Genomic DNA, 21,485 nt, shown 5'->3' with positions numbered 1-21,485 from the left:
CTTCATGCCGCCGCCCGACCCGTCCCATCCGCCTTGCCCGCTCTGCGGACGCCCGATGGTGCCCGGCCCCAGCCTGAACGAGCACCACCTGATCCCGCGCACCTACGGCGGACGGGACACGGTGACCATGCACCGCGTCTGCCACGCCAAAATCCACGCGGTGCTGAGCGAGGCGGAACTGCGCGACCATTACCACACCATCGCCAGCCTGCGCGCCCACCCGGACATCGCCGCTTTCCTGCGCTGGGTGTCCCGCAAGCCGCCGGAGTTCATCGACCGCCACGCCTCGGGACGCGGCCGGCGGCGGTGACGAAATCCCTCTCCCGCCTCGGGAGAGGGTGGCCCGAAGGGCCTCTCGCACTGGCCGAAGGCCAGCGCTGACGGCGTCAGGCGGATGCCGATGGCATCCGCTGAGAGCCGGGTGAGGGTCGTCCAAGGATCAGAGCGCGGATTCTTGGCAGTACCCTCACCCTCCCACCGCTTCGCGGTGGGCCCTCCCTCTCCCGGGACGGGAGAGGGGAGTCTTTACACGCGCCCGAGGTAGCGGTTGATCTCGCCGTTGCAGGATTGGCTGATGCGCTCGTACTCGGCCGGGGTGTCGATGCGGGCTTGGCGCGCGTTCCGCTCGCGCCCGAACTCCTCCATCAGCTGGCGCATCGCCGCCTTGATCGGCTGCTCGATCGCCGCCATGACTTGCCGCTCGGAGCGGCCCTGGGCCGGGCGGGCGCGGCCGACCACATCCTCCAGCCGGCGCTTCAGGACCGGCACATATTCGCGCAGAAGCTGCTCGTCCACCGTGACGTGGCGCATCTCGTGGGCCAGCACCTCGCCATGGATGCAGCTGCCCTGCGGCAGCTCGCGGGCGACATAGACGGTCCGCTCGTCGTAGCCGAAGGTGACGGTCAAGGTCTGGGCCGCGCCGCAGTAGCGGCCCTGCCCCAGCGACGCCGTCATGACGCCGGCCTGCCATTGCTGATTGTACTGAATGGCCGCCAGCCCCAGCGTGTGGGAATTGGCGGTCCGCCCCGCGACGGGCCGCCGCCCCGGCTTCTGGGCCAGCTGGCGGATCGACTGGCTGTAATCGGTGCGCAGCGGGGCGATCTGCAGATCGAGGACCACGCGGGCCGGCGCGAAGTCCGGACAGGCGGCGACCCCGCCTTGGGCAATCACGGTTTGGGCCGTCGCGGTTTGCGCTGCCGCGGGCTCGGAAACGCCGAGCCCTCCCCCACCCAGGCACAGGAGCGTCAGAAGGCCGGCGCGCAGACGCGGTCGAAACGGGCGGAGGTTCATTCCGCCTATGTCGGTGCGGCCCCCGCCGACGGCAAGGGCCGCGACGCCGGACCTCAGCGCTTGCCCGGGTAGAGGAAGCGGGCCTTCAGCGTGCCCTCGATGGCGCGCAGGTCGCTCGCCACCTCGTTCTCGTCCACGTCGCCGTCGACATCCACCACGACGTAGCCCAGCTCCGGATCGGTCTGGAGATACTGAGCGGCGATGTTCAGGTTGCGGCCCGAGAAGACCTCGTTGATCTTGCGCAGCACGCCCGGACGGTTCTCATGGACGTGCAGGAAGCGGGTGCTGCCGGCGTGGACGACCGGCAGGCCGACCTGCGGGAAGTTCACGGCGCCCATGGTCGAGCCGTTGTCCGAATACTCGATCAGCTTCTGCGACACCTCGGTGCCGATGTTGGCCTGCGCCTCCATCGTCGAGCCGCCGATGTGCGGGGTCAGGATGGCGTTGTCGAGCCCGCGCAGCGCGCTCTCGAACACCTCCTTGTCGCCGCCCGGTTCCTTGGGGAACACGTCGATGGCCGCACCCAGCAGATGCTTGTCCCTCAGGGCGGCGGCCAGCGCCTCGATCACCACGACCTTGCCGCGGGCGGCGTTGATCAGGTGGGCGCCCTTCTTCATGGCGCGGATCTGCGCCTCGCCGATCATGTCGCGGGTCTGCGGCGTGTCGGGAACGTGCAGGGTCACCACGTCGGACACCGCCAGCAGCTCCTCCAGCGAGTGGCAGGGCTGCGCGTTGCCGAGCGCCAGCTTGTTCACGACGTCGTAGTAGCGGACCTTCATGCCCATCGATTCGGCCATGATCGACACCTGGGTGCCGATGTGGCCGTAGCCGACGATGCCCAGCGTCTTGCCGCGGATCTCGTAGCTGTCCTTGGCCGACTTCATCCAGCCGCCACCATGCACGAGGTTCGACTTCGAGAAGATGCCGCGCATCAGCATGATGATCTCGCCGATCACCAGCTCCGCCACCGACCGGGTGTTCGAATAAGGCGCGTTGAAGACCGGGATGCCGAGTCGGCGCGCGGCCTTCAGATCGACCTGATTCGTGCCGATGCAGAAGCAGCCGACGCTGAACAGGCGGCTCGCGGCCTCCAGCACCTTGGCGGTCAGATGGGTGCGCGAGCGGATGCCCAGCATGTGGACGGACCCGATGCGCTCCAGCAGCTCCGATTCGTCCAGCGCGTGCGGCAGACGCTCCACGGTGGCGTAGCCGCCATGCGCCAACTCGTTGATGGCGTTGTCGTGAACGCCTTCGAGCAGCAGGATGTTGATCTTGTCCTTGGAGAGCGAGAGCTTCGTCACGGCCGGAATCCGTCGAAATGAATGGCCCCGCACGCGGCGGGCCGCCAATAATGCGAGCGCGCAAGGTAATGCCAAGCGCCGGCCTTGTCACGCGAGGGATGTTGCGCCGCCGCCGCCATTCCGCATGGCGGGTTGGCGCCGCACGCGGAGCGGGTGTATTCGTGCCACCGACAAAGCCATGGCTGGGAAGAGCGAGGGAAACACCGGGATGAGCGACGTCACCATCTACCACAACCCGCGCTGCACCAAGTCGCGCCAGACGCTGGAGCTTCTGAGGTCCAGGGGCGTCGAGCCCACCGTCGTCGAGTATCTGAAGACCCCGCCCGGCCCGGCGGAGCTGAAGGCCATCCTGGCCAAGCTGGGCAAGGGCCCCCGCGACATCCTGCGCGCCAAGGAGGCGGCGGAGGCCGGGATCGCCAAGGATCTCGACGGCGACGCCCTGATCGACGCATTGTCCGCCAACCCCGCCGCCATCGAGCGGCCCATCGTCGTCACGGGCGACAAGGCCCGCGTGGGCCGTCCGCCGGAAAGCGTTCTGGAGATCCTGTAAGTGACCAAGCCCTCCCTGGACCTCACCCCCGCCGACGCGGCGACCGAGCTGCGCACCGTCCGCGACCTGATCCGCTACGGCGTCAGCCGCTTCAACGAGGCCGACCTCGACTACGGCCACGGCACCACCAACGCCCATGACGAGGCGGTGTTCATGGTGCTGGAAGGGCTGAGCCTGCCCATCGACCAGCTCGACCCCTATGTGGACGCCCGGCTGACCCTGGCGGAGCGCCGCAAGGTCGCCGATCTGCTGCACGCCCGCGTGGAAACGCGCAAGCCGGCCTCCTACCTGCTGAACAAGGCCTACATCCAGGGCATCCCCTTCTATGTGGACGAGCGGGTGATCGTCCCGCGCTCCTACATCGGGGAGATCCTGTTCTCCGACCTGATCGGCGGCGACGACTTCACGCTGGTGGAGGACCCGACGGAGGTCGAGCGGGTTCTCGACCTCTGCACCGGTTCCGGCTGCCTCGCCATCCTGGCCGCGCAGATCTTCCCGGAGGCCCAGGTGGACGCGGTGGACCTGTCCGCCGACGCTCTTGAGGTGGCCAAGCGCAACGTCGCCGACAGCGGGTTCGAGGACCGCATCGCCCTGCACCACGGCGACCTGTTCGCGCCGCTGAAGAACCGCAAGTACGACGTCATCATCACCAACCCGCCCTATGTGGACGCCGAGGCGATGGCCGCCCTGCCGCCGGAATTCCGGCACGAGCCGGAAATGGCCCTGGCGTCGGGCGAGGACGGGCTGGACATCGTGCGCCGCATCCTCAAGGAGGCGCCCAAGCACCTGACGGCGGAGGGCGGCCTGCTCTGCGAGTTCGGCACGGGCCGCGAGATCCTGGAGGCCGAGTACCCGGACCTCGACTTCTTCTGGGTCGAGACCGCCAACAGCTTCGGCGAGGTCTTCTGGCTGACCCGCGACCAGCTGAAGCCGGGCAAGTAACCGGACCGTTGATCAGACCGTGCGCCGGAGCAGCACGCTTCCCCCCTGGTGCGGCAGCCGCTCGTGCCAGGGGATGTCGGCGCGGCCGATCTCGGCGAAACCCTCTTTGGCGTAGAGTTGGCGGGCGTCGGCGTTGTCGGCCCAGACGTGCAGCGTCACCCGGTCGAACCGGCCGCGGCGCGCCCGTTCATAGACCCAGGCGAGAAGCCGGGCGGCGATGCCGCGGCGGCGCCACGCCGGATCGACGGCCAGCGCCGACAGGAAGTAGCTGCCCCAGTCGTGCACCCGGCTGAAATCCTCCATATGAGCCAGCCGGTCGACGGGCAGTCCGGTGTAGTCCTGGGTCTTGATCCAATCCACGGGATAGGCGTGGGCGACCCCGACGATCCTCCCCGCCACCTCCGCCACACCCGAATGGCGGTGGGAGAAGGACCCCGACGTGCCCGCCAGCCCCGGCACCAGCATCTCCGCCGCCGTCTGGCCCGGCACCAGCCCGTCGAGCAGGAACTCGTAGATGCCGCCGCCGGCCATGTCGATGAGCCGCGCCAGTTCCGGCGCGTCGTCCGGCTCGGCGGGGCGGATGTGGATGCCGTTGTCGTTCATGGCTTCGCGTGTCCTGTCGGATGGAATTTATTGGTTGCCGCCGCCTATATCCCCTCTCCCCTCTGGGGAGAGGGCTAGGGTGAGGGGGTTGCGCTTTTGCCGGACGTGCCGGAAACGCGCACCCCCCTCACCGGCCCTTCGGGCCACCCTCTCCCCAGAGGGGAGAGGGTTAATGAGCTTCACTCCCCGACTCCATTGACCATGGCCGCCCGTCGCCCTATCCTGACGCCCATGATGGACCGTCGCCTTACCCTGGGTCTGCGAATTAGCAGCCCGGTTCTCGCGTGAGAGCCGGGGTTTTCGCACGTCTGCAGGTCTGACCCTGCACTCATCGACTCAAGACCAAGGTAAGAGCGACCCATGTCCACCGTCACGTTGCCCACCGTCACGCTGGCGGCACCCGCCGCCGAATCCCGCCCGACCGATCCGAACCGTCTTGTCCGCTTCGCCGTGCAGGCCGACGCCGATCCCGGCACCCTGCCCCGCGTGCTGGAGCTGTTCGCCAAGCGCGGCCTCGTCCCCCTGTCGCTGAACAGCCGCCTGCTGGGCGAGACGCTGACCGTTGAGGTCGAAATGACCGGCATGGTGGCCGCGGAGTCGAACCATGTCGGCAATTGCCTGCGCCAGATCCCGATGGTCCTCACGGTCGCCGTGACCGAACGGACCGTGCCGTTGGATCTGCCCGCCGCCGCCGAGTGACGGAGACGGCGGGCGTCCGGCGTCAGTCGGACGAGGGCGTCCTGGTCTTTTCAGACACCATTTCAGGCGACGGGGGCGGCGCGTCCGAAGCGGCGACGACAGCCTCCTCCGCCGGGGGCTCCTCCGTCTCCTTCATCAGCTGGGCGGCCTGCTGCAGCTTGCGGAACTGCGCCACCGAGAAGGGCAGGCTCGCCAGATAGGCCAGCCCGAGGAAGGCCAGCGTCCACCAGGGCTGGCTGACCAGCGAGGCGGCGAGCAGGCCGACGCCGACCAGACCCGGCACCACATACTGGGTCGGCACCCGCATGCCCTTGAAGGAGAAGGTCGGCAGCGTGCTGACCATCAGCCCGCCCATCGCCAGCGTCCAGGGCACGACGACGGCCGGGTGGCCGGCGATGTCCGGCCCGGCCTCGAAGCCGATGACCATGGGCAGGATGGCCAGACCGGCGCCCGCCGGGGCGGGAACGCCGGTGAAGTAGTTGAAGGCCCAGGGCGGCAGGTCGACGTCCAGGCGGGAGTTGAAGCGGGCCAGCCGCAGCGCCGCGCAGACCGCGTAAGCCATGGCGGCGATCCAGCCCAGGCTGCCGGCGCCGTTCAGCGCCCACAGATACATCATGAAGGCGGGGGCCACGCCGAAGCTGATGACGTCGGACAGGCTGTCCAGCTCCGCGCCGAACTTGCTCTGCCCGTTCAGCAGGCGGGCGATCCGCCCGTCCAGCGCGTCGAAGATCGCCGCGATGACGATGCAGACGACCGCCTGCTCCCACCGCTCGTGCATGGCGAAGCGGATGGCCGTCAGGCCGGAGCACAGCGCCAGCACCGTCAGCACGTTGGGCAGAAGATGGTTGATCGACAACCCCTTCAGCCGCGGATGCGGGCGGCGCGCCCGGCGCTTGCGGAACACTGCCGGCTTGAAGACCGGTCGCTTCATCGGCGGACATCCCCCTGCCGTTGCGGTTCGGTGGCGGTCAGGTCGGCCAGCACGGTCTCGCCGCCGATCGCCGTCTGCCCGACGCAGACCAGCGGAACCACGCCGTCCGGCAGATAGACGTCGGTGCGGCTGCCGAATCGGATCAGGCCGAACCGCTCGCCCGCCTTGACCTCCTGGCCGGCCTTCACCCAGTAGAGGATGCGGCGGGCGACGAGGCCGGCGATCTGCACATAGGCAATCTCACGCCCGTCGGGAAGACGGTGGCGGAAGGCGGCGCGCTCGTTCTCCTCGCTGGCCTTGTCCAGCGCGGCGTTCACGAAGGTGCCCTTGTGATACTCCGCCGCGACCACCGTGCCGTCCGCCGGCACGCGGTTGACGTGCACGTTGAAGACGTTGAGGAAGATGCTGACGCGGGTTAGCGGCTTGTCGCCCATGCCCAGCTCCGGCGGCGGAACCGCGGGAACGATCATGGTCACGCGCCCGTCGGCGGGGCTGACCAGCAGGCCGGGGCGCGTCGGCGTCACGCGATCGGGATCGCGGAAGAAATACACGCACCACAGGGTGAGCACGAGACCCAGCCAGCCCAGCGGCTTCGCCACGGCAAGCCCGAGAATCAGGGAGACCACGGCGAAGGCGGCGATGAAGGGCCAGCCGGCGCGGTGGATCGGAACGACTACGGTATTGAGGGCGGACATCGCCGGTTACTTCAGCCTCGGATCGTTGGAGCGGCGCATTCTAGACAGCATCCCCCGCCCTTTACAGAATTTTAGCAGGGAAGGTGGAGAGTGACGCCACCGACACCACAGGAATGAGCGAGCCCCCGTGTCCGTTCCCGCCGCCCGCCTTCAGGCCATGCCGTCGCTCGCGCAGGTCTCGCAGACCGCCCTGCCCTTCAGCCCCGACACCTTCGTGATGACTCCCGAGGGCGTGCTGGGCATCGCCCAGCCGCCGCGCCCGGCGCGGCTGCACTTCATGGCCGACGGGCTGCCCTTCAGCATCGCCGTCGGCTTCGACGGGGAAAAGTCGCGCTCGCAGGTGTGGGCGGAGATCGGCCACATCCCCTACACCGCCCAGTCGCCGGAGCGGCGGCGCCAGCTCCTGGCGATCCTGCGCGGCATCCAGGACCGCCGGGGAACCCGCTTCCTCGTCCAGGAGGGCCAGAAGATCCTGCTGTTCTCCGAAGCCGAGTTCGAGGGGCAGGCGACGCCGGAGGATCTGATCCACCAGACGGTGGTCGCGCTCCAGCAGGCGCGCCCCTTCCTGCGCCTGCTCGCCCCTTACCTGTAAAGTCAGTTCGAAAAAGCTCAGTTCGAGACCGGCAGCGCGAAGATCTGGCCGGGATAGATCAGGTCCGGATCGCGGATCTGGCCGCGGTTGGCCTCGTAGATCAGCGTGTACTGCACGCCGTGCCCGTAGGTGGAGCGGGCGATCCGCCACAGGCTGTTGCCGGGCTGGACGACCATCGACCGGCCGTCCGGCAGGTTGGCCGGAACCTCCGACACCTGAACCGGAAGTTCGACGCGGGCGGTGACCTTGCCCGAGTCGGTGACCTGATCGGCGCGCAGCGTGTAGACGCCCGGCGGCACGGCCCGTTCCGGACGCAGCCGCCACTGGCCGTTCGGGTCGGTGTGGGCGCTGCCGACCAGAAGATTGTCGAGATAGAGCTGCACGGCGCTTCCCGGCTGCGCCCGGCCGCCCATGGCGACCCGCCCCGAGGCGTCGTAATCCATGCTTTCCAGCGACACGCCCCCCGGCGGCGGCGGGGCCGCCACGCCGCGGGTCGCCGGAGCGGCCGGCCCCTTCGGCGCCTGCAGGATCGTGCTGCCGCCCCGCCCGTCGCCCAGCCCATCGCGCGGCATGGCGACGGCCAGCGGACCTGTGGGGGTTTCCGAGGACGCCCCGCCGGTGGCCGGCGGCGGGTCGGGCACCACGACCACCACGACGCGCTCCGACGGGGTCGGTTCGGCGGCGGGGGTCGCCCTCTCCGACAGGCTCAGTTCGCGGGCGCCGGGGGCCAAGGGCTGGTCGGGAAGCAGAACCCACTCGCCGCGCGCGTCGGCGTTGACGGAACCGAGCGCGCGCTCCCCGTCATGGACGGTCACCGACGAGCCCGGCGTGGCGCGGCCGGCCATCACGGTGGCGCCGTCCGGGGCGACGCGCACGATGTCGAAGCGCGGACCGGCGGGCTCCTCCGCGGCTTTCGCCGGGGCGGGCGCGTTGGCCGGCGGCTTGGCCGGGGACACGCTGCCCAGCGCGACGGTCGTTCCGGACCCGGCCGTTCCGGCGCGGGAGCCCGGCGCGGGCGACGGATCGAAGGCCAGATACGCGACAACGGCGGCCGCGGCGACCGTCGCCGCACCGCCGAACAGGAGAGCTTGCTTCACCGGAGCACCGCCGCATCATTGCCGGCGGACACGCCGGCCTGCGGCAGGATAGCAGATTGCGGCGGTGGAACTGAACACCGCCGATGGAGCAGGCGCATAGCCGCATCGGGACCCGCACACCGCCTTCGCGCCGCCGGGTGGTGCGGACCATGCTCACGCCTCCCGGCTCACTTCTCCAACTTGGCGACCGTCTCGGAATGGCGGCCGGAGGAAAGGCCCCCTGGAGAAATATTGGCCGCGGAGACGCTGGTTTCCGTGGCCTGAACCGTCGTGGCGCCGCCCGCGTTCGCCTTGCCCCCGCCGGTCAGAAAGCCGATCCCGCCGCCGAAGCCGAGGAACAGGAACGTGGCCACCGAGATGGCGGCCAGGGCGTTGACGACGCGCGAATCCATAATGATCCCTCCCGATGGGCTGAAGTCCGATGTCCGGGTAGACGTCGCCCCGGCTTTGCTATTCCCTTGCTTTAGGTGACCCCGCCGGGCGCACCGGAACAGTCACCGGAACGTGTACCCAACCGGCGAGAAAGGGTGAGCGATGAGAGCCCCGAATTCCGTCTGCGTCTATTGCGGCTCATCCAGCCGCGTCGCCGCTGTCCACAAAGAGGCCGCCCATATGTTGGGCGACGGGCTCGCCCGGCGGGGCATCCAGCTCATCTACGGCGGTGGGCGCGTCGGGCTGATGGGCATCGCCGCCGACGCGGCGCTGGCCGCCGGGGGGCAGGTCGTCGGCATCATCCCGGAGCACATCCAGGCCGCCGAGATCGAGCACACCGGCCTGACCGAACTGCACGTCGTCGACAGCATGCACACCCGCAAGCGCATGATGGTCGACCGCGCCGACGCCTTCGTGGTGCTGCCGGGCGGTCTCGGCACGCTCGACGAGGCGTTCGAGATCCTGACCTGGAAGCAGCTGGGCCTGCACGACAAGCCGGTGGTGATCGCGGATGTGGACGGCTATTGGCGCCCCTTGCTCGGCCTGATCGACCATACGGTGGCGCAGGGTTTCACCCAGCCGGCGCACCGCGCGCTGTACACCGTCGTCGATGACGTGGACGACGTGTTTGCCGCGTTGGCCTATGAACCGGAGCCCGCGTTGAAGATTCCCACACAAAAGCTCTGAAAAGGCCAAGTGGTAGGACCAGATCGCGCAAATTGCGCCGTTTTCAGCGCGATATCGTCTGTTTTGATGCCCCGCGGTCCTTTCTTTCGGCAGTGCCCCGGTGCTATATAACCGCCATCCGTTTCCGTCCGGGGAACCGGGGCCCGTCTTCGGATGGACGCCCCGGCCCGTGCCCTCGCACAGCGCGCCCGGCGTCCAAGCATAAGACAACCCCTACCCGTTCGGGGAGAACTCGCACCCATGACGAAGATCAAGGTAGCCAATCCGGTCGTCGAACTCGACGGCGACGAGATGACGCGAATCATCTGGCAGTTCATCAAGGACAAGCTGATCCTGCCGTACCTCGACGTCGACCTGAAATACTACGATCTCAGCGTCGAGAACCGCGACAAGACCGACGACCGCGTGACCGTCGAATCGGCCAACGCGATCAAGCAGTACGGCGTCGGCGTCAAGTGCGCGACCATCACCCCGGACGAGGCGCGGGTGACGGAGTTCAATCTCAAGAAGATGTGGAAGTCGCCGAACGGCACGATCCGCAACATCCTGGGCGGCACCGTCTTCCGCGAGCCGATCGTCTGCTCCAACGTTCCGCGTTACGTTCCGGGCTGGACCAAGCCGATCATCATCGGCCGTCACGCCTTCGGCGACCAGTACAAGGCCACCGACTTCGTCGTTCCCGGCAAGGGCAAGCTGACGATCAAGTGGGTGCCGGAAGGCGGCGGCGAGCCGATCGAGCAGGAGGTGTACGACTTCCCCGCCTCCGGCGTCGCCATGGGCATGTACAACCTGGACGAATCGATCGAGGGCTTCGCCCACTCCAGCTTCATGTACGGCCTGGAGCGCGGCTACCCGGTCTATCTGTCCACCAAGAACACGATCCTCAAGGCCTATGACGGGCGCTTCAAGGACATCTTCCAGAAGGTGTTCGACGAGCATTACGCCGCCCAGTTCAAGGCCAAGGGCCTCGTCTACGAGCACCGCCTGATCGACGACATGGTCGCCTCGGCCCTGAAGTGGGAAGGCGGCTTCGTGTGGGCCTGCAAGAACTACGACGGCGACGTTCAGTCGGACATCGTGGCGCAGGGCTTTGGCTCGCTGGGCCTGATGACCTCGGTGCTGATCACGCCGGACGGCAAGACCGTTGAGGCGGAGGCCGCCCACGGCACGGTGACCCGCCACTACCGCGAGCACCAGAAGGGCAAGGAGACCTCCACCAACCCGATCGCCTCGATCTACGCCTGGACGCAGGGTCTGGCCTACCGCGGCAAGTTCGACAACACGCCGGACGTCGTGAAGTTCGCCGAGACGCTGGAGCGCGTCTGCGTCGAGACCGTCGAGTCGGGCTTCATGACCAAGGATCTGGCGATCCTCATCGGTCCGGATCAGCCCTGGCTAACCACCAAGCAGTTCCTCGACAAGCTGGACGAGAACCTGCAGAAGAAGATGGCCGCCTGGGCGTAACGCGCATTCCGCGTCAGGTGCGACGACGCGTCCCGGTCAAACGGGACGCCGGGTCGATGTAAGGTTGCGGCGGGGAGTTTCGGCTCCCCGCTTTTTTCTTGCCCGCGCGGCGCGATGCCGGCGCGGACCTGACGAACCGGAATTCGAGACTTTTCCCATGGCCAAGGACATCTTCCGCATCGCCGTGATCGGCGCCGGCGAAACCGGAACGCCCCTGCTGACGCAGCTTCTGGACGCTCCCTTCGTCGAGATCCTCGGCGTCGCCGACCTGGACGCCGAGGCGCCCGGCATGCGGCTTGCCCGCGCGCGCGGCGTCGCCACCACGACCGATTTCATGGACCTCGCCCGGCTCGGCGAGGCGGTGGACGTGCTGATCGACGTGACCGGCGTGCCGAAGGTGCGCGAGGCGCTGCGCCAGCACATGCAGGACAGCGGCAACACCCACACGCTGATCGTCCACGAGATGGTGGTGCAACTGATGCTGTCGCTGCTGAGCGGCCGTCTGGTGCAGTTGAAGCACGAGGTCGAGGAGTACTGACCCCCGCCTTTGTCCCGCACCCCCTTTCCGGTGAGCCGCCGCGCCACCACATCCACCCGGCGACGATGGAACAGGGGGTTTGGGACAGGTCATGGACACGAAGGACCCGGCACGGGCGTCCGCGCTGCTCAAAAAGCTGCACGGGCGCATGACCGGCGACAAGCCGACGCTGGGAGAGGTGCTGGGCCATCTCGGCGACCGCGCGCCGGGTTTTCTGCTGTTGGCGCTGGCGATCCCGGCCGTGGTGCCGACGCCGGGGCTGCCGGCGGGCCTGATCTTCGGCACGGTGCTGGCGCTGGTGGCGATCCAGATGATCGTCGGACGCGACCGGCTGGAGGTGCCGGGCTGGATCGGGCGCCGCCGTGTGGCGCGGACCACGCTTGAAAAGATCGTGGAGAAGGGAACACCGCTGGTCGAGCGGCTGGAAGCCCGGCTGCGCACGCGCTGGCCGTCGCTGACCCGTCAGAGCGCGCTGCGGCCGCTGGGTGTTTTCCTGCTGGCGATGGGTGTTCTGATCGCCCTGCCCATCCCGTTCGGCAACACCCTGCCCGGTCTGGCGGTGCTGGTGATCGCGCTGGGGCTGATCGTGAAGGACGGTCTGGCGGTCGCCGCCGGTCTGGGTCTGGGCGTGGCGGCGGCGGGTGTCTCGGCGATGCTGATCGCCGGAAGCTGGTGGGCGATCACCGCGGCGCCGATCTGACCGGCGCTCCTCTTACGGCTGCCGATCCGGTCGCCGTGTCGGGCGGGCGCCCGCGTGAAGAGCGCCCGAAATCCGGAAATCCGGCGGAGAAGTCCGGCGGAGTCTAGGCGGCGCCGACGTTGCGCTCACCGGTGTTGCGGTCCTCGTCGCGCTTTTTGCCGGAGGACGCCGGCTGGTAGGCCACCGCCGCGTGCTCGGCGCAATACGGCAGGCCGGGCAGTGAGGGCTTGCCGCAGAAATGGAAGTCCTGGTGCTTCGGGTCGCCGACCGGCCATTTGCACATGCGCTCGGTCAAAGCGAGGATCGTCGCGCCGCGGGTCGGCTTCTTCTTGATCGGCGACGGGCGTCCCGACAAGCCGAGGCGGTGCGCCTTTCCGATCACCGCGTTGCGGGTGATGTCGCCCAGGATGTCCGCGATTTCACTCGCGCTCAGCCCCTGGGCCCAGAGGTCCTTAAGCTGCTGAACCCGTTCGTCCGTCCAACTCATCCCCTGTCTCCCGTGGTCCGGTAACCGGTGACTTGGTTAACCAATATACCTTCCGACCAGACGGCCGTTTTCCATAAGGCGCAATATTTTGTGCCCAACGCCGGCCAACCTACCAGATGGCCGGATAGAGGGATAGGGGGCTCGAACAACATTCCTGTGCATAAGTCTGTGGGTGTTATGAGTTCAACGCGCCGTACACCTCCTCGGCTATGGCCGAAAGGGTCACTCGGTCGAGGTCACCCGTTACCGCCCACGCCAAACCGTTGTCCCGCCAGTAGAAAGCCTGGACGTTGCCGTCCTGGGCAAACCGGAAGGAGGTGTCCGGCGCGTCGGAGGCCGGACGGATGTACAGGGTGATGCGGCGACCGGCCGCATCCTGGTACATGAGCTGGGCCGCCGGCCCCCGGGCGTCGGACAGCAACCGCCCGCCCACCAGATCATAGCCCTTGTCGGCCAGCCGCGGCGCCTGCAGCGGCTTGCCCAGGCGCTTCGACAGCCAACCCACGAGATGCGCTTCCTGGTCGGCGCCGACCTCGACGGGATGGCGGACCTCCACCGCGAAGACCCGATGCGCGGCCACCGCATCGGCGACGAAGGCCGCGCCACCGCCACCCACCCCGCCCGACCAGCCGCGCAGCCACCAGCCCCCCGCCCCGCCGACGACGAAGACCAGCAGGGTCGCCGCCGCGGCCAGCGCCGGAAGCCATCGGCGCGGACGCACCGCCGGCCGGCCCGGCGCCCGGCCGTAGGGCGGCACCAGGGCCTCCGGCAACGGCCGGTCGATCAGCGGGCCAAAGGTTCCCTGGAGCATGGTCCGCTGGGCGCGGTAGCGGTCGAAGCGGCGGGCCAGATCGGGGTTGCCCGCCAGATGGCGCTCGACCTCGCCGCGCCGTTCCTCCGGCAATTCGCCGTCCATCCAGGCGTGCAACTCGGCCTCGGTCACCGGAGCGTCCGGTTCGGTGTCCATCACTTGATCCTCCTCACCGCCTGCTCCGTCCCGCCGTCCAGCAGGACGCGCAGCCGTTCCCGGGCGCGGGCCAGCCGCGACATGACGGTTCCCACCGGAACCCCCAGCACTTCCGCCGCCTCGCGGTAGGACAGCCCCTCCAGCCCGGTCAGCAGAAGCACGGCCCGGTGCTCCTCCGACAGCTGGTTGAAGGCGCGCACGAAATCCCGCACCTCCGCCCGGTCGGCGGGGGCGGCGCTGAGCGCCAGATCGTTGGCGAGATCCTCCACCGGCACCTCCGGCCCGCGGCGGCGGCGCCAGCGCAGGCCGGAAACGTGCAGGTTGTGCAGGATCGACAGCAGCCAGCCGCCGAGCCGGGTGACGTCCCGCAACGTGTGCCGGTTGGCCAGCGCCTTCTCGATGCAGTCCTGCACGAGGTCGTCGGCGTCGGACAGGTTGCCGGCCAGCGCTGCGGCGTAGCGGCGCAGCCGCGGCACCTGCGCGGCGATGGCCCGCTCGTCCACCGGGCTATTGGCAGAGGGGCCACTGGCTGGGCCGTTCGCTGGAGGAGGGTCGGGAGGCGGCTTTGGCAGAGGCATGCGGCGGCGCTCCCCTTGGAAGGATGTCCTGCCCGTCTGGACGCCCGGCCGGAGAGGATTATTCCCCCGCGTCGCGGCTTACGTGGCCGAGAAGCCGGATTTGCCGTCGAAGTTGCACAGATTCTCGGTCTGGGTGAAGTCCAGCCCGGCGCGGGCAAGGCCCGACAGAAGCTCGACGATGTCGGGGTGGCCGACTGCCACGCCCTCCGGCGCCAGGAATCGGCAGCGCCAGTGGTCGGTGCAGAAGACGCCGATGTTGCCCTCCGGCCAGACCTTCTGCGAGCGGTTGGAGATGCTCGACAGCCGCAGCGCCGGAGTGGCCACCGGCAGGACCAGCCCGGCCAGCTCGTCCGGGTTGCCGCCCGGCCAATGCAGGAACACGTCCACCCCGACCAGTTCCTTCACCGCCTTGCGGCGGGGCGACAGCCGCACCCCGGACTCATAGGCGGGCCGCGCGGTGACGGCGTAGCCGACGGTGGGCAGGGTCACCGGCATCTGGCCCAGCCGCTCCACCACCGCATCGGCGAAGGCGTGGGTGCCGACGCGCTGGCGGCTGACTCCGCGGTTGAAGATGTCCACGGTGTGGACGCCGTCCTCGATGGTCTTGAGCCAGGCGTTGTGGATGCGCGCCGCCACGTCGCCCTGCCCGATGTGGACCAGCATCATCACCGCGGCCATCAGCAGGCCCGACGGGTTGGCGATCCCCTGCCCCGCGATCATCGGCGCCGAGCCGTGGATCGCCTCGAACATGGCGCAGGCGTCGCCGATGTTGGCGGAGCCGGCCAGCCCGACCGAGCCGGTGATCTGGGCGGCGATGTCCGACACGATGTCGCCGTACAGGTTCAGCGTCACGATCACGTCGAAGCGTTCCGGCTGGTCGGCCAGACGGGCGGCGCCGATGTCGACGATCAGATGGTCGGCCTTGATCTCCGGATATTCGGCGGCGATCTCGTTGAAGATCTTCAGGAACAGCCCGTCCGTCATCTTCATGACGTTGTCCTTGACGAAGGCCGTCACCTTGCGCCGATGGTTGGCGCGGGCGTAGTCGAAGGCGTAGCGCACGATGCGCTCCGACCCCGGCCGGGAGATCAGCTTGACCGACTGGATCACGTCGTCGGTCTGGCGGTGCTCGATCCCGGCGTAGAGGTCCTCCTCGTTCTCGCGGATGATGACCACGTCCATGCGCGGGTGCCGCGTGCGGACGTAGGGATGGTGCGACACGCAGGGCCGCACGTTGGCGAACAGCCCCAGCGTGGTCCGCGCGGTGACGTTCAGCGACTTGTTGCCATAGCCCTGGGGCGTGGTGATCGGCCCCTTCAGGAAGACGCGGGTGCGGCGGATCGACCCCCAGCCGGCGGCGTCCAGCCCGCCCAGATGGCCGCGGCGGTAGACCTGCTCGCCCGCCGGCACCTCCTCCACCTTCAGGCGGGCGCCGGCGGCCTCCATCACGTGAAGCACCGCGTCGGTGATCTCCGGACCGATGCCGTCGCCGCGGGCGACCGTGATGGGGGTGGTTTCGCGCATCCATTCACTCCTGGGGGAACCCTCGAAGGAACGACGCCGGAGGGACCGCGGCGACCCTAGACGAAATCAGGCCCGGAGTTCAATGGCCGGTGCTTTTTTCCACCTGCAAAGCCGGGACCATTGATGCGGCGACTTGACGCTGATCTGCAATGCTTGCGTTTTCCCCATGGCGGCAATGGCAAAACGGCGGGGGCGTCCGCCGGGTTGGGCTTCTATCTTCCCGCACCCTTCGACCTTGCGACACGCCACGATGCTGCAATCGCTCCCCCGCGCCCCGTCCAACTCGCTTCTCGAACAGGGCCTGATCCGCGCCCTGAAGTCCTTCAACGGGCTGCTGCACGTCGTCCTGGCGATCGCCCTGGTCGCGGCGAGCGCCATGGTGGTCTGGGAGTTCTTCGTGGAGGCCTGGGCGGCCTTCCAGAAGGACCAGCTGGCGCACGGCTTCCTGCACGCGCTCGGCGTGCTGTTCATCGTCTGGACGCTGTCCGCGCTGATCTCCGCGGAGGTCGACTACGTCCGGACCAACCGCTTCCACCTGCGGGTCTTCCTGGAGGTGGCGATGATCACGCTGCTGCGGCAACTGATCGTGCGCCCGGTCCAGGCGGTGGCGGGCGACGTGCAGACCGGCGACTGGTCCAGCCTGTGGCAGTACGGCCTTCTCCTCGCCGGCCTCATCACCGTCGCCATCGCCCACCGCCTGATCGGCGACGAAGATGCTCTGAAAGGCTGAGCGCCTCTGGCAGCTCAGCCCTCGCGCCCCACGGTCTGGATGACCTCGAAGCCCTCGAACTGCGGCGGGCCGAGATAGAGCGGCTTGCGGTCTCCCGCCCCGCGATGGGCGGCGCGGAACTCCTCCGAGCGGGTCCAGGCCTGGAAATGCGCCTCCGACTCCCAGACGGTGTGGGAGGAATAGAGGCGGTGGTCCTCGTAACGCGGGCCGCGCAGCATGTGGAACTCCACAAAGCCCGGAACCGTGTTCAGATGGACCTCGCGGTTCAGCCAGACCTCCTCGAAGTCCTGCTCCGAGTCCGGACGCACGCGGAAACGGTTCATGGCGATGTACATGGCGGAGCCTCCCGAGACCATTTTGAAGGGCCGCCCCTGAAGGGCTGATCCTCAAAGTGACGGCGGAGGCCCACCCAGTCAACTTGACCGCATCAACCTGACCGCGTCAACCAGCCTCCCGCCGTCAGATCTCGCCCTTGGCCAGCGCGCTGTGCAGGCGTCCGATGGTGTCGGCCAGATTGACGCCCAGGTCCTTCGCCACCTTGTCCCAAGGCATAGCGGTCCAAGCGCCCTGATCCGCGCACTTCTTGCAGGCGCTCCGGGTTCCCGACCCGATGTTCACTTCCTTGGGTGAGCGGACGGCCACGTATTCCTTGTATGCCTCTTCCGCAGGCTCCGCCTTCGACAGCTTGCCTTTCAGGATCTTGTCGTACAGCTCGACATTTTCGAGCGACATTTCCTGCTTGGCGACCTTGTGCAGAAGCTTGAACCAGTATGGCGACTTGAAATAGCCTTCGATGGTCTTCGGCAGGCCGTCGAACCGTTCCAAATCCGTCACGACGCTGCCGGCGATCTTGTTCAACGACGCCACCATGTCGGCGCAGGCTTCGGCGTAGACCGCGTCGCCGTCCTGTTTGGCCGCCTTGCCCGCCGCGTCGAGCGTGGGGATGTAGCCGCCTGCCGCGGATTGGAAGGCACGGGCGTGCTTTTGCGCATCCTGCACGGTCGTGGCGGCGTCGTAGCTCTTCAGCGCGCCTTCCAGGCCGGTCGAGCTGATCTTGCTGAACAGCTTGCCAAAACGGCTCTTGGGATCGGGCTTCTTCTTGCCCGTCGTCTTCTCGAAGCGGTCCTTCGCCTTCTTCCAGGACGCCAGATAGGATTTCGCCACGGTACCCCTCCATTCGAACGCGAATGGCCGTGACGATAAAAACGGGATTTCGGTCCGGCAAACGCCGTTCGGTCCGTTCAGGATGAGAATGGGCGGGGGTGCGCTTCCTCGCACACCCCCGAACCATCCTTACGCGGCGCGGATGCCGGCCAGGAAGCGCTCAACCTCCGTCCGCAGGACCTCCGACTGGCGGGACAGCTCCCCGGCGGCGCCCAGCACCTGGGTGGCGGCGGAGCCGGTCTGGGTGGCGCCGTCGCTGACCTCGGTGATGTTGGTGGTCACCAGATGGGTGCCCTGAGCGGCCTGCTGCACGTTGCGGGCGATCTCGCCGGTCGCCGATCCCTGCTCCTCCACCGCCGAGGCGATGATCGTGGCGATCTCGCTGATCGTGCCGATGGTGTCGCCGATCCCGTTGATGGCCGCCGCCGCCCCGCCGGTGGCCTCCTGCATGGAGGCGATCTGGGAGGCGATCTCCTCCGTCGCCTTGGCGGTCTGGTTGGCGAGGTTCTTCACCTCCGACGCCACGACGGCGAAGCCCTTGCCGGCCTCCCCGGCGCGCGCCGCCTCGATCGTCGCGTTCAGCGCCAGCAGGTTGGTCTGGCTGGCGATGTCGGTGATCAGCTTCACCACGTCGCCGATCCGCTGCGCCTGCGCGACGAGGCCCTGGACGCGCTCGTTGGTCTGCTGCGCCTCGCCCACCGCGTGGCTGGCGATGTTGGTGGAGCGGGTCACCTGACCGCTGATCTCGTTGATCGACGCGCTCAGCTCGTTGGTCGCCGCGGCGACGGTCTGCACGTTGACCGAGGCCTGTTCGGCCGCGGCCGCCGTGCTGGCCGCCTGCCCCTTGGTCTGGTCGGCGGTCGTCAGCATGCTCTGTGCCGTGGCCTCCAGTTCCGTCGCGGCGGAGGCGACGGTGCGCAGGATGCCGGAGACGTTCCGGTCAAAGGACTGCACCAGTTCCTCGACGGCGTGGGTGCGCCGTTCCTTGGCCCGGCGCTCCGCCTCCTCGGCGACCCTCATGCGCTCGCGGTCCACGGCGTTGTCCTTGAAGACCGCCACCGCCTTGGCCATGCCGCCGATCTCGTCGCCACGGCTGAGGCCCGGCACCGTCACCGAGGTGTCGCCGGTCGCCAGACGGGCCATGACGTCGGTGATCCCGGCGATCGGGCGGGAGATGCCGATGCGCGCGACCAGGACGCTCAACGCCAGCGCACCGAGGCCACCGCCGATGCCGACGACCATCATGAGCGTCGTCATCAGGCTGTTCACGGCGGTCAGTTCCTCGTTGGCCTTGTCGATGCCCTGCATGTTGCGTTCGGAGGCCTTCTCCAGGAACTGGCCCAGCTTGCTGCGCAGGGCGCGAGCCTCGGGGGTGTCGCCGTGCTCACGCGCCTTGTCCGGGCCAACCTCCATTCCAAGGCGGGCAACCTCGTTGCGGTGCAGGACAAAGGCGCGCGCCGTTTGCTGCGTCTCGCCGAAGGCGGCCTTGCTATCCGGAGGCAGCAGGGTTTCGAGCTTGGCCACGAGCTTTTCCAGTTCGCCGGTGGCGCCGACGATGTTCTTGGCGTAGGGCGTGGCGTCCGCCGTCCCATCCGCGGCGTAGATGCCGCGGCTGTCCATGACGACCTTGTAAATTAGGCTGTTGATCTGTTCGTTGATCAGGGCGCGCCGGGACCAGTTCTGAATCTGGTCGAACTTGTCGTCGTAGGTCTGCATTCCAAACGAGCCGACGCCACCAATGATGGCAGCCACCACACCCAGAATCGCGACAACGCTGTAGATTTTGCCGCTGATGCTGATGCGCGCAAGAAGACCCTCCATTTTCCCTGACCCTCACCGACTGCATGCTGTGAACAAGAAAATTCATGTTCATGAATGCAATCGTATGCATTCAAGGTAGAATGATTCGCAATATCCGTTTGCTGCTCAATGTTGCCGGAAAGCCGCAAAAATGACGATCAATGTTTAAAACAAACGAAAGCCTGACCGCATTTGTATCGTATAGAGATACCGATTGGAGGATTATTCAGATACTTAACTTTGCGACTCGGGCATCTTGTTTTCTGGAATGCAAAGAAATTCGTTCAATTACTGAGACAGTCCAGCAAGAAGACGCGCATCCGCGCAACACAGTCTCAGCCAAAAATTGCAAATTAATCTGGAGCCGCCTGCTGCCCCCTTCGGCGTTTTGCCCGACAGAGCGATCACTGGCGTGACGCATCGCGTCGGCGGACGCTGCTTCGCACCGTCCGTTTCCACGCGACCCAATCGACTGTCGAAGACGGTGCCGGACAGCGCCGTTACCGCACCAGCTCGCGCATCGCGGCGTCCAGTCCCTGCAAGGTCAGAGGGTACATGCGCCCGTCCAGAAGCCGCTGCAGCATGCGGGTGCTCTCGGTGTAGCCCCAGCGCGATTCCGGCGTGGGGTTGAGCCAGACGGCGCGGCTGTAGACGGACAGCATCCGCTGCAGCCAGACCTGCCCCGGCTCCTCGTTCCAATGCTCGACGCTGCCGCCGGCATAGGCGATCTCATAGGGGCTCATCGCCGCGTCGCCGACGAAGACCAGCTTGTAGTCGGCGGGATAGGTGTGCAGCACGTCCCAGGTCGGGGTGCGCTCGTCATGGCGGCGCTTGTTGTCGCGCCACACGCTCTCATAGACGCAGTTGTGGAAGTAGAAGTGCTCCAGATGCTTGAACTCGCCCCGCGCGGCGGAGAACAGCTCCTCGACCAGCCGGATGTGGTCGTCCATCGAACCGCCGATGTCGAGGAAGAGCAGCACCTTCACCGTGTTGTGCCGCTCCGGCACCATCTTCAGGTCCAGCCAGCCGGCGTTGCTGGCGGTGGCGCGGATGGTGCCGGGCAGGTCCAACTCGCTGGCCGCCCCGGTGCGGGCGAACTTGCGCAGGCGGCGCAGCGCCACCTTGATGTTGCGGGTGCCGATCTCGACCTGATCGTCCAGATTCTTGAACTCCCGCTTGTCCCACACCTTCACGGCGCGGCGGTGCCGGGATTCCTTCTGGCCGATGCGCACGCCCTCCGGGTTGTAGCCGTAGGCGCCGAAGGGCGAGGTTCCGGCGGTGCCGATCCATTTGGAGCCGCCCTGATGCCGCCCCTTCTGTTCGGCCAGCCGCTCCGCCAGCGTCTCCATGAGTTTCTGCCAGCCGCCCAGGGCTTGTATCTGCGCCTTCTCCTCGTCGGTCAGGAAGCGTTCGGCGAGCTTGCGCAGCCATTCCTCCGGCAGATCGACCACAGGAATTTCGTCGCCCCCGGCGCCCTCCGCCCCTTCCAGCCCCTTGAAGACCTGCCCGAACACGCGATCGAAGCGGTCGAGATTGCGCTCGTCCTTCACCAGACAGGCCCGGCTGAGGTAATAGAAGTCTTCGACGCGGAAGTCGGCGACGCCGCGCTTCATGGCCTCCATGAGCGTCAGGTACTCATTCAGCGAGACCGGCACGCCCGCCTTGCGCAGTTCGAAGAAGAATCCCGTGAACATGCCGCTTCCCCCCGTGGGGT

25 protein-coding genes are annotated in these 21,485 nt (G+C 67.7%); 10 read left to right on the top strand and 15 right to left on the bottom strand.

What is annotated here, in order from left to right:
• The first annotated feature begins 4 nt into the window (after positions 1–4).
• The gene (locus Sp245p_RS06285; protein WP_052584278.1) at positions 5–310 is read left to right on the top strand and encodes a restriction endonuclease; all 306 of its coding nucleotides are present in this window, start codon (positions 5–7) and stop codon (positions 308–310) included.
• Positions 311–525: 215 nt separating this feature from the next.
• Here the strand turns inward: Sp245p_RS06285 and Sp245p_RS06280 are convergent, their stop codons facing one another.
• Positions 526–1,170: a hypothetical protein gene (locus tag Sp245p_RS06280; protein ID WP_052584279.1), complete on the bottom strand. Its 645-nt coding sequence runs from the start codon at positions 1,168–1,170 to the stop codon at positions 526–528.
• A 173-nt stretch (positions 1,171–1,343) separates the two neighbouring features.
• On the bottom strand, positions 1,344–2,591 hold the full coding sequence (gene serA, locus Sp245p_RS06275) for a phosphoglycerate dehydrogenase (RefSeq protein ID WP_014240926.1): 1,248 nt from the start codon (positions 2,589–2,591) through the stop codon (positions 1,344–1,346).
• Positions 2,592–2,799: 208 nt separating this feature from the next.
• Between serA and arsC the strand changes: the two genes are divergently transcribed.
• Together arsC and prmB are read left to right on the top strand one after the other, a co-directional pair.
• Complete coding sequence (arsC, locus tag Sp245p_RS06270; RefSeq protein WP_014240928.1) at positions 2,800–3,141, top strand: arsenate reductase (glutaredoxin); 342 nt, start codon at positions 2,800–2,802, stop codon at positions 3,139–3,141.
• Positions 3,142–4,083, top strand: a complete 942-nt coding sequence (prmB, locus tag Sp245p_RS06265) for a 50S ribosomal protein L3 N(5)-glutamine methyltransferase (protein ID WP_014240929.1) — start codon at positions 3,142–3,144, stop codon at positions 4,081–4,083.
• A gap of 12 nt (positions 4,084–4,095) precedes the next feature.
• Here the strand turns inward: prmB and Sp245p_RS06260 are convergent, their stop codons facing one another.
• Positions 4,096–4,686 (bottom strand): GNAT family N-acetyltransferase, encoded by a 591-nt coding sequence (locus Sp245p_RS06260; protein WP_014240930.1) that lies wholly within the window; start codon positions 4,684–4,686, stop codon positions 4,096–4,098.
• A gap of 360 nt (positions 4,687–5,046) precedes the next feature.
• Between Sp245p_RS06260 and Sp245p_RS06255 the strand changes: the two genes are divergently transcribed.
• Positions 5,047–5,385: a hypothetical protein gene (locus Sp245p_RS06255; RefSeq protein ID WP_014240932.1), complete on the top strand. Its 339-nt coding sequence runs from the start codon at positions 5,047–5,049 to the stop codon at positions 5,383–5,385.
• Positions 5,386–5,407: 22 nt separating this feature from the next.
• Here Sp245p_RS06255 and pssA read toward each other — a convergent pair whose 3' ends face one another.
• Together pssA and Sp245p_RS06245 are read right to left on the bottom strand one after the other, a co-directional pair.
• Positions 5,408–6,316 (bottom strand): CDP-diacylglycerol--serine O-phosphatidyltransferase, encoded by a 909-nt coding sequence (pssA, locus tag Sp245p_RS06250; protein WP_014240933.1) that lies wholly within the window; start codon positions 6,314–6,316, stop codon positions 5,408–5,410.
• Positions 6,313–7,011 (bottom strand): phosphatidylserine decarboxylase, encoded by a 699-nt coding sequence (locus tag Sp245p_RS06245; protein WP_014240934.1) that lies wholly within the window; start codon positions 7,009–7,011, stop codon positions 6,313–6,315. The genes pssA and Sp245p_RS06245 overlap by 4 nt, the downstream gene beginning before the upstream one ends.
• A 127-nt stretch (positions 7,012–7,138) precedes the next feature.
• Between Sp245p_RS06245 and Sp245p_RS06240 the strand changes: the two genes are divergently transcribed.
• Positions 7,139–7,603: a hypothetical protein gene (locus Sp245p_RS06240; RefSeq protein WP_014240935.1), complete on the top strand. Its 465-nt coding sequence runs from the start codon at positions 7,139–7,141 to the stop codon at positions 7,601–7,603.
• Positions 7,604–7,620: 17 nt separating this feature from the next.
• On the opposite strand, the gene Sp245p_RS06235 is transcribed toward Sp245p_RS06240, so the two are convergent.
• Together Sp245p_RS06235 and Sp245p_RS06230 are read right to left on the bottom strand one after the other, a co-directional pair.
• Positions 7,621–8,700 (bottom strand): LysM peptidoglycan-binding domain-containing protein, encoded by a 1,080-nt coding sequence (locus Sp245p_RS06235; protein ID WP_014240936.1) that lies wholly within the window; start codon positions 8,698–8,700, stop codon positions 7,621–7,623.
• Between the two features lie 167 nt (positions 8,701–8,867).
• On the bottom strand, positions 8,868–9,092 hold the full coding sequence (locus Sp245p_RS06230) for a hypothetical protein (RefSeq protein WP_014240937.1): 225 nt from the start codon (positions 9,090–9,092) through the stop codon (positions 8,868–8,870).
• Between the two features lie 142 nt (positions 9,093–9,234).
• Between Sp245p_RS06230 and Sp245p_RS06225 the strand changes: the two genes are divergently transcribed.
• From Sp245p_RS06225 to Sp245p_RS06210, 4 genes are all read left to right on the top strand, one after another.
• The gene (locus tag Sp245p_RS06225) at positions 9,235–9,819 is read left to right on the top strand and encodes an LOG family protein (RefSeq protein ID WP_041811148.1); all 585 of its coding nucleotides are present in this window, start codon (positions 9,235–9,237) and stop codon (positions 9,817–9,819) included.
• 240 nt (positions 9,820–10,059) lie between these two features.
• Entirely contained in the window at positions 10,060–11,283 is a 1,224-nt protein-coding gene (locus Sp245p_RS06220; RefSeq protein WP_014240939.1) for an NADP-dependent isocitrate dehydrogenase, read from the top strand.
• Positions 11,284–11,440: 157 nt separating this feature from the next.
• A complete protein-coding gene (locus Sp245p_RS06215) occupies positions 11,441–11,821 on the top strand; it encodes an oxidoreductase (RefSeq protein WP_014240940.1) in 381 nt (126 codons plus the stop codon).
• Between the two features lie 91 nt (positions 11,822–11,912).
• Positions 11,913–12,521 (top strand): exopolysaccharide biosynthesis protein, encoded by a 609-nt coding sequence (locus Sp245p_RS06210; RefSeq protein WP_014240941.1) that lies wholly within the window; start codon positions 11,913–11,915, stop codon positions 12,519–12,521.
• Between the two features lie 103 nt (positions 12,522–12,624).
• On the opposite strand, the gene Sp245p_RS06205 is transcribed toward Sp245p_RS06210, so the two are convergent.
• The 4 genes from Sp245p_RS06205 to Sp245p_RS06190 form a co-directional block, all read right to left on the bottom strand.
• Entirely contained in the window at positions 12,625–13,008 is a 384-nt protein-coding gene (locus Sp245p_RS06205) for a GcrA family cell cycle regulator (protein WP_014240942.1), read from the bottom strand.
• Between the two features lie 175 nt (positions 13,009–13,183).
• Positions 13,184–13,975 (bottom strand): anti-sigma factor family protein, encoded by a 792-nt coding sequence (locus Sp245p_RS06200; protein ID WP_014240943.1) that lies wholly within the window; start codon positions 13,973–13,975, stop codon positions 13,184–13,186.
• Positions 13,975–14,553, bottom strand: a complete 579-nt coding sequence (locus Sp245p_RS06195) for an RNA polymerase sigma factor (RefSeq protein WP_082188167.1) — start codon at positions 14,551–14,553, stop codon at positions 13,975–13,977. The genes Sp245p_RS06200 and Sp245p_RS06195 overlap by 1 nt, the downstream gene beginning before the upstream one ends.
• Before the next feature lie 78 nt (positions 14,554–14,631).
• A complete protein-coding gene (locus tag Sp245p_RS06190) occupies positions 14,632–16,077 on the bottom strand; it encodes an NADP-dependent isocitrate dehydrogenase (protein WP_014240945.1) in 1,446 nt (481 codons plus the stop codon).
• A gap of 250 nt (positions 16,078–16,327) precedes the next feature.
• On the opposite strand from Sp245p_RS06190, the gene Sp245p_RS06185 reads away from it, so the two are divergent.
• Entirely contained in the window at positions 16,328–16,807 is a 480-nt protein-coding gene (locus Sp245p_RS06185) for a phosphate-starvation-inducible PsiE family protein (protein ID WP_014240946.1), read from the top strand.
• Positions 16,808–16,821: 14 nt separating this feature from the next.
• Here Sp245p_RS06185 and hmuQ read toward each other — a convergent pair whose 3' ends face one another.
• The 4 genes from hmuQ to Sp245p_RS06165 form a co-directional block, all read right to left on the bottom strand.
• On the bottom strand, positions 16,822–17,142 hold the full coding sequence (hmuQ, locus tag Sp245p_RS06180; protein ID WP_014240947.1) for a heme-degrading protein HmuQ: 321 nt from the start codon (positions 17,140–17,142) through the stop codon (positions 16,822–16,824).
• A 124-nt stretch (positions 17,143–17,266) separates the two neighbouring features.
• Positions 17,267–17,971: a regulator of G-protein signaling domain-containing protein gene (locus Sp245p_RS06175; protein ID WP_014240948.1), complete on the bottom strand. Its 705-nt coding sequence runs from the start codon at positions 17,969–17,971 to the stop codon at positions 17,267–17,269.
• A gap of 129 nt (positions 17,972–18,100) precedes the next feature.
• Positions 18,101–19,792, bottom strand: coding sequence for a methyl-accepting chemotaxis protein (locus Sp245p_RS06170; RefSeq protein ID WP_109138409.1), 1,692 nt, complete (start codon positions 19,790–19,792; stop codon positions 18,101–18,103).
• Positions 19,793–20,271: 479 nt separating this feature from the next.
• Positions 20,272–21,465: a vWA domain-containing protein gene (locus Sp245p_RS06165; RefSeq protein WP_014240952.1), complete on the bottom strand. Its 1,194-nt coding sequence runs from the start codon at positions 21,463–21,465 to the stop codon at positions 20,272–20,274.
• Positions 21,466–21,485: the final 20 nt, after the last annotated feature.

The organism is Azospirillum baldaniorum (genome assembly GCF_003119195.2).
GTDB lineage: Bacteria > Pseudomonadota > Alphaproteobacteria > Azospirillales > Azospirillaceae > Azospirillum > Azospirillum baldaniorum.
This window is presented reverse-complemented; position numbering and strand designations above follow the sequence as displayed.

Bases quoted from the DNA above. Each gene is read 5' to 3' on its own strand.
- Sp245p_RS06285 (WP_052584278.1), top strand. From the start codon at position 5: ATGCCGCCGCCCGACCCGTCCCATCCGCCTTGCCCGCTCTGCGGACGC.
- arsC (WP_014240928.1), top strand. From the start codon at position 2,800: ATGAGCGACGTCACCATCTACCACAACCCGCGCTGCACCAAGTCGCGC.
- Sp245p_RS06260 (WP_014240930.1), bottom strand. From the start codon at position 4,686: ATGAACGACAACGGCATCCACATCCGCCCCGCCGAGCCGGACGACGCG.
- Sp245p_RS06255 (WP_014240932.1), top strand. From the start codon at position 5,047: ATGTCCACCGTCACGTTGCCCACCGTCACGCTGGCGGCACCCGCCGCC.
- pssA (WP_014240933.1), bottom strand. From the start codon at position 6,316: ATGAAGCGACCGGTCTTCAAGCCGGCAGTGTTCCGCAAGCGCCGGGCG.
- Sp245p_RS06245 (WP_014240934.1), bottom strand. From the start codon at position 7,011: ATGTCCGCCCTCAATACCGTAGTCGTTCCGATCCACCGCGCCGGCTGG.
- Sp245p_RS06230 (WP_014240937.1), bottom strand. From the start codon at position 9,092: ATGGATTCGCGCGTCGTCAACGCCCTGGCCGCCATCTCGGTGGCCACG.
- Sp245p_RS06225 (WP_041811148.1), top strand. From the start codon at position 9,235: ATGAGAGCCCCGAATTCCGTCTGCGTCTATTGCGGCTCATCCAGCCGC.
- Sp245p_RS06220 (WP_014240939.1), top strand. From the start codon at position 10,060: ATGACGAAGATCAAGGTAGCCAATCCGGTCGTCGAACTCGACGGCGAC.
- Sp245p_RS06215 (WP_014240940.1), top strand. From the start codon at position 11,441: ATGGCCAAGGACATCTTCCGCATCGCCGTGATCGGCGCCGGCGAAACC.
- Sp245p_RS06210 (WP_014240941.1), top strand. From the start codon at position 11,913: ATGGACACGAAGGACCCGGCACGGGCGTCCGCGCTGCTCAAAAAGCTG.
- Sp245p_RS06205 (WP_014240942.1), bottom strand. From the start codon at position 13,008: ATGAGTTGGACGGACGAACGGGTTCAGCAGCTTAAGGACCTCTGGGCC.
- Sp245p_RS06200 (WP_014240943.1), bottom strand. From the start codon at position 13,975: ATGGACACCGAACCGGACGCTCCGGTGACCGAGGCCGAGTTGCACGCC.
- Sp245p_RS06195 (WP_082188167.1), bottom strand. From the start codon at position 14,553: ATGCCTCTGCCAAAGCCGCCTCCCGACCCTCCTCCAGCGAACGGCCCA.
- Sp245p_RS06190 (WP_014240945.1), bottom strand. From the start codon at position 16,077: ATGCGCGAAACCACCCCCATCACGGTCGCCCGCGGCGACGGCATCGGT.
- Sp245p_RS06185 (WP_014240946.1), top strand. From the start codon at position 16,328: ATGCTGCAATCGCTCCCCCGCGCCCCGTCCAACTCGCTTCTCGAACAG.
- hmuQ (WP_014240947.1), bottom strand. From the start codon at position 17,142: ATGTACATCGCCATGAACCGTTTCCGCGTGCGTCCGGACTCGGAGCAG.
- Sp245p_RS06170 (WP_109138409.1), bottom strand. From the start codon at position 19,792: ATGGAGGGTCTTCTTGCGCGCATCAGCATCAGCGGCAAAATCTACAGC.
- Sp245p_RS06165 (WP_014240952.1), bottom strand. From the start codon at position 21,465: ATGTTCACGGGATTCTTCTTCGAACTGCGCAAGGCGGGCGTGCCGGTC.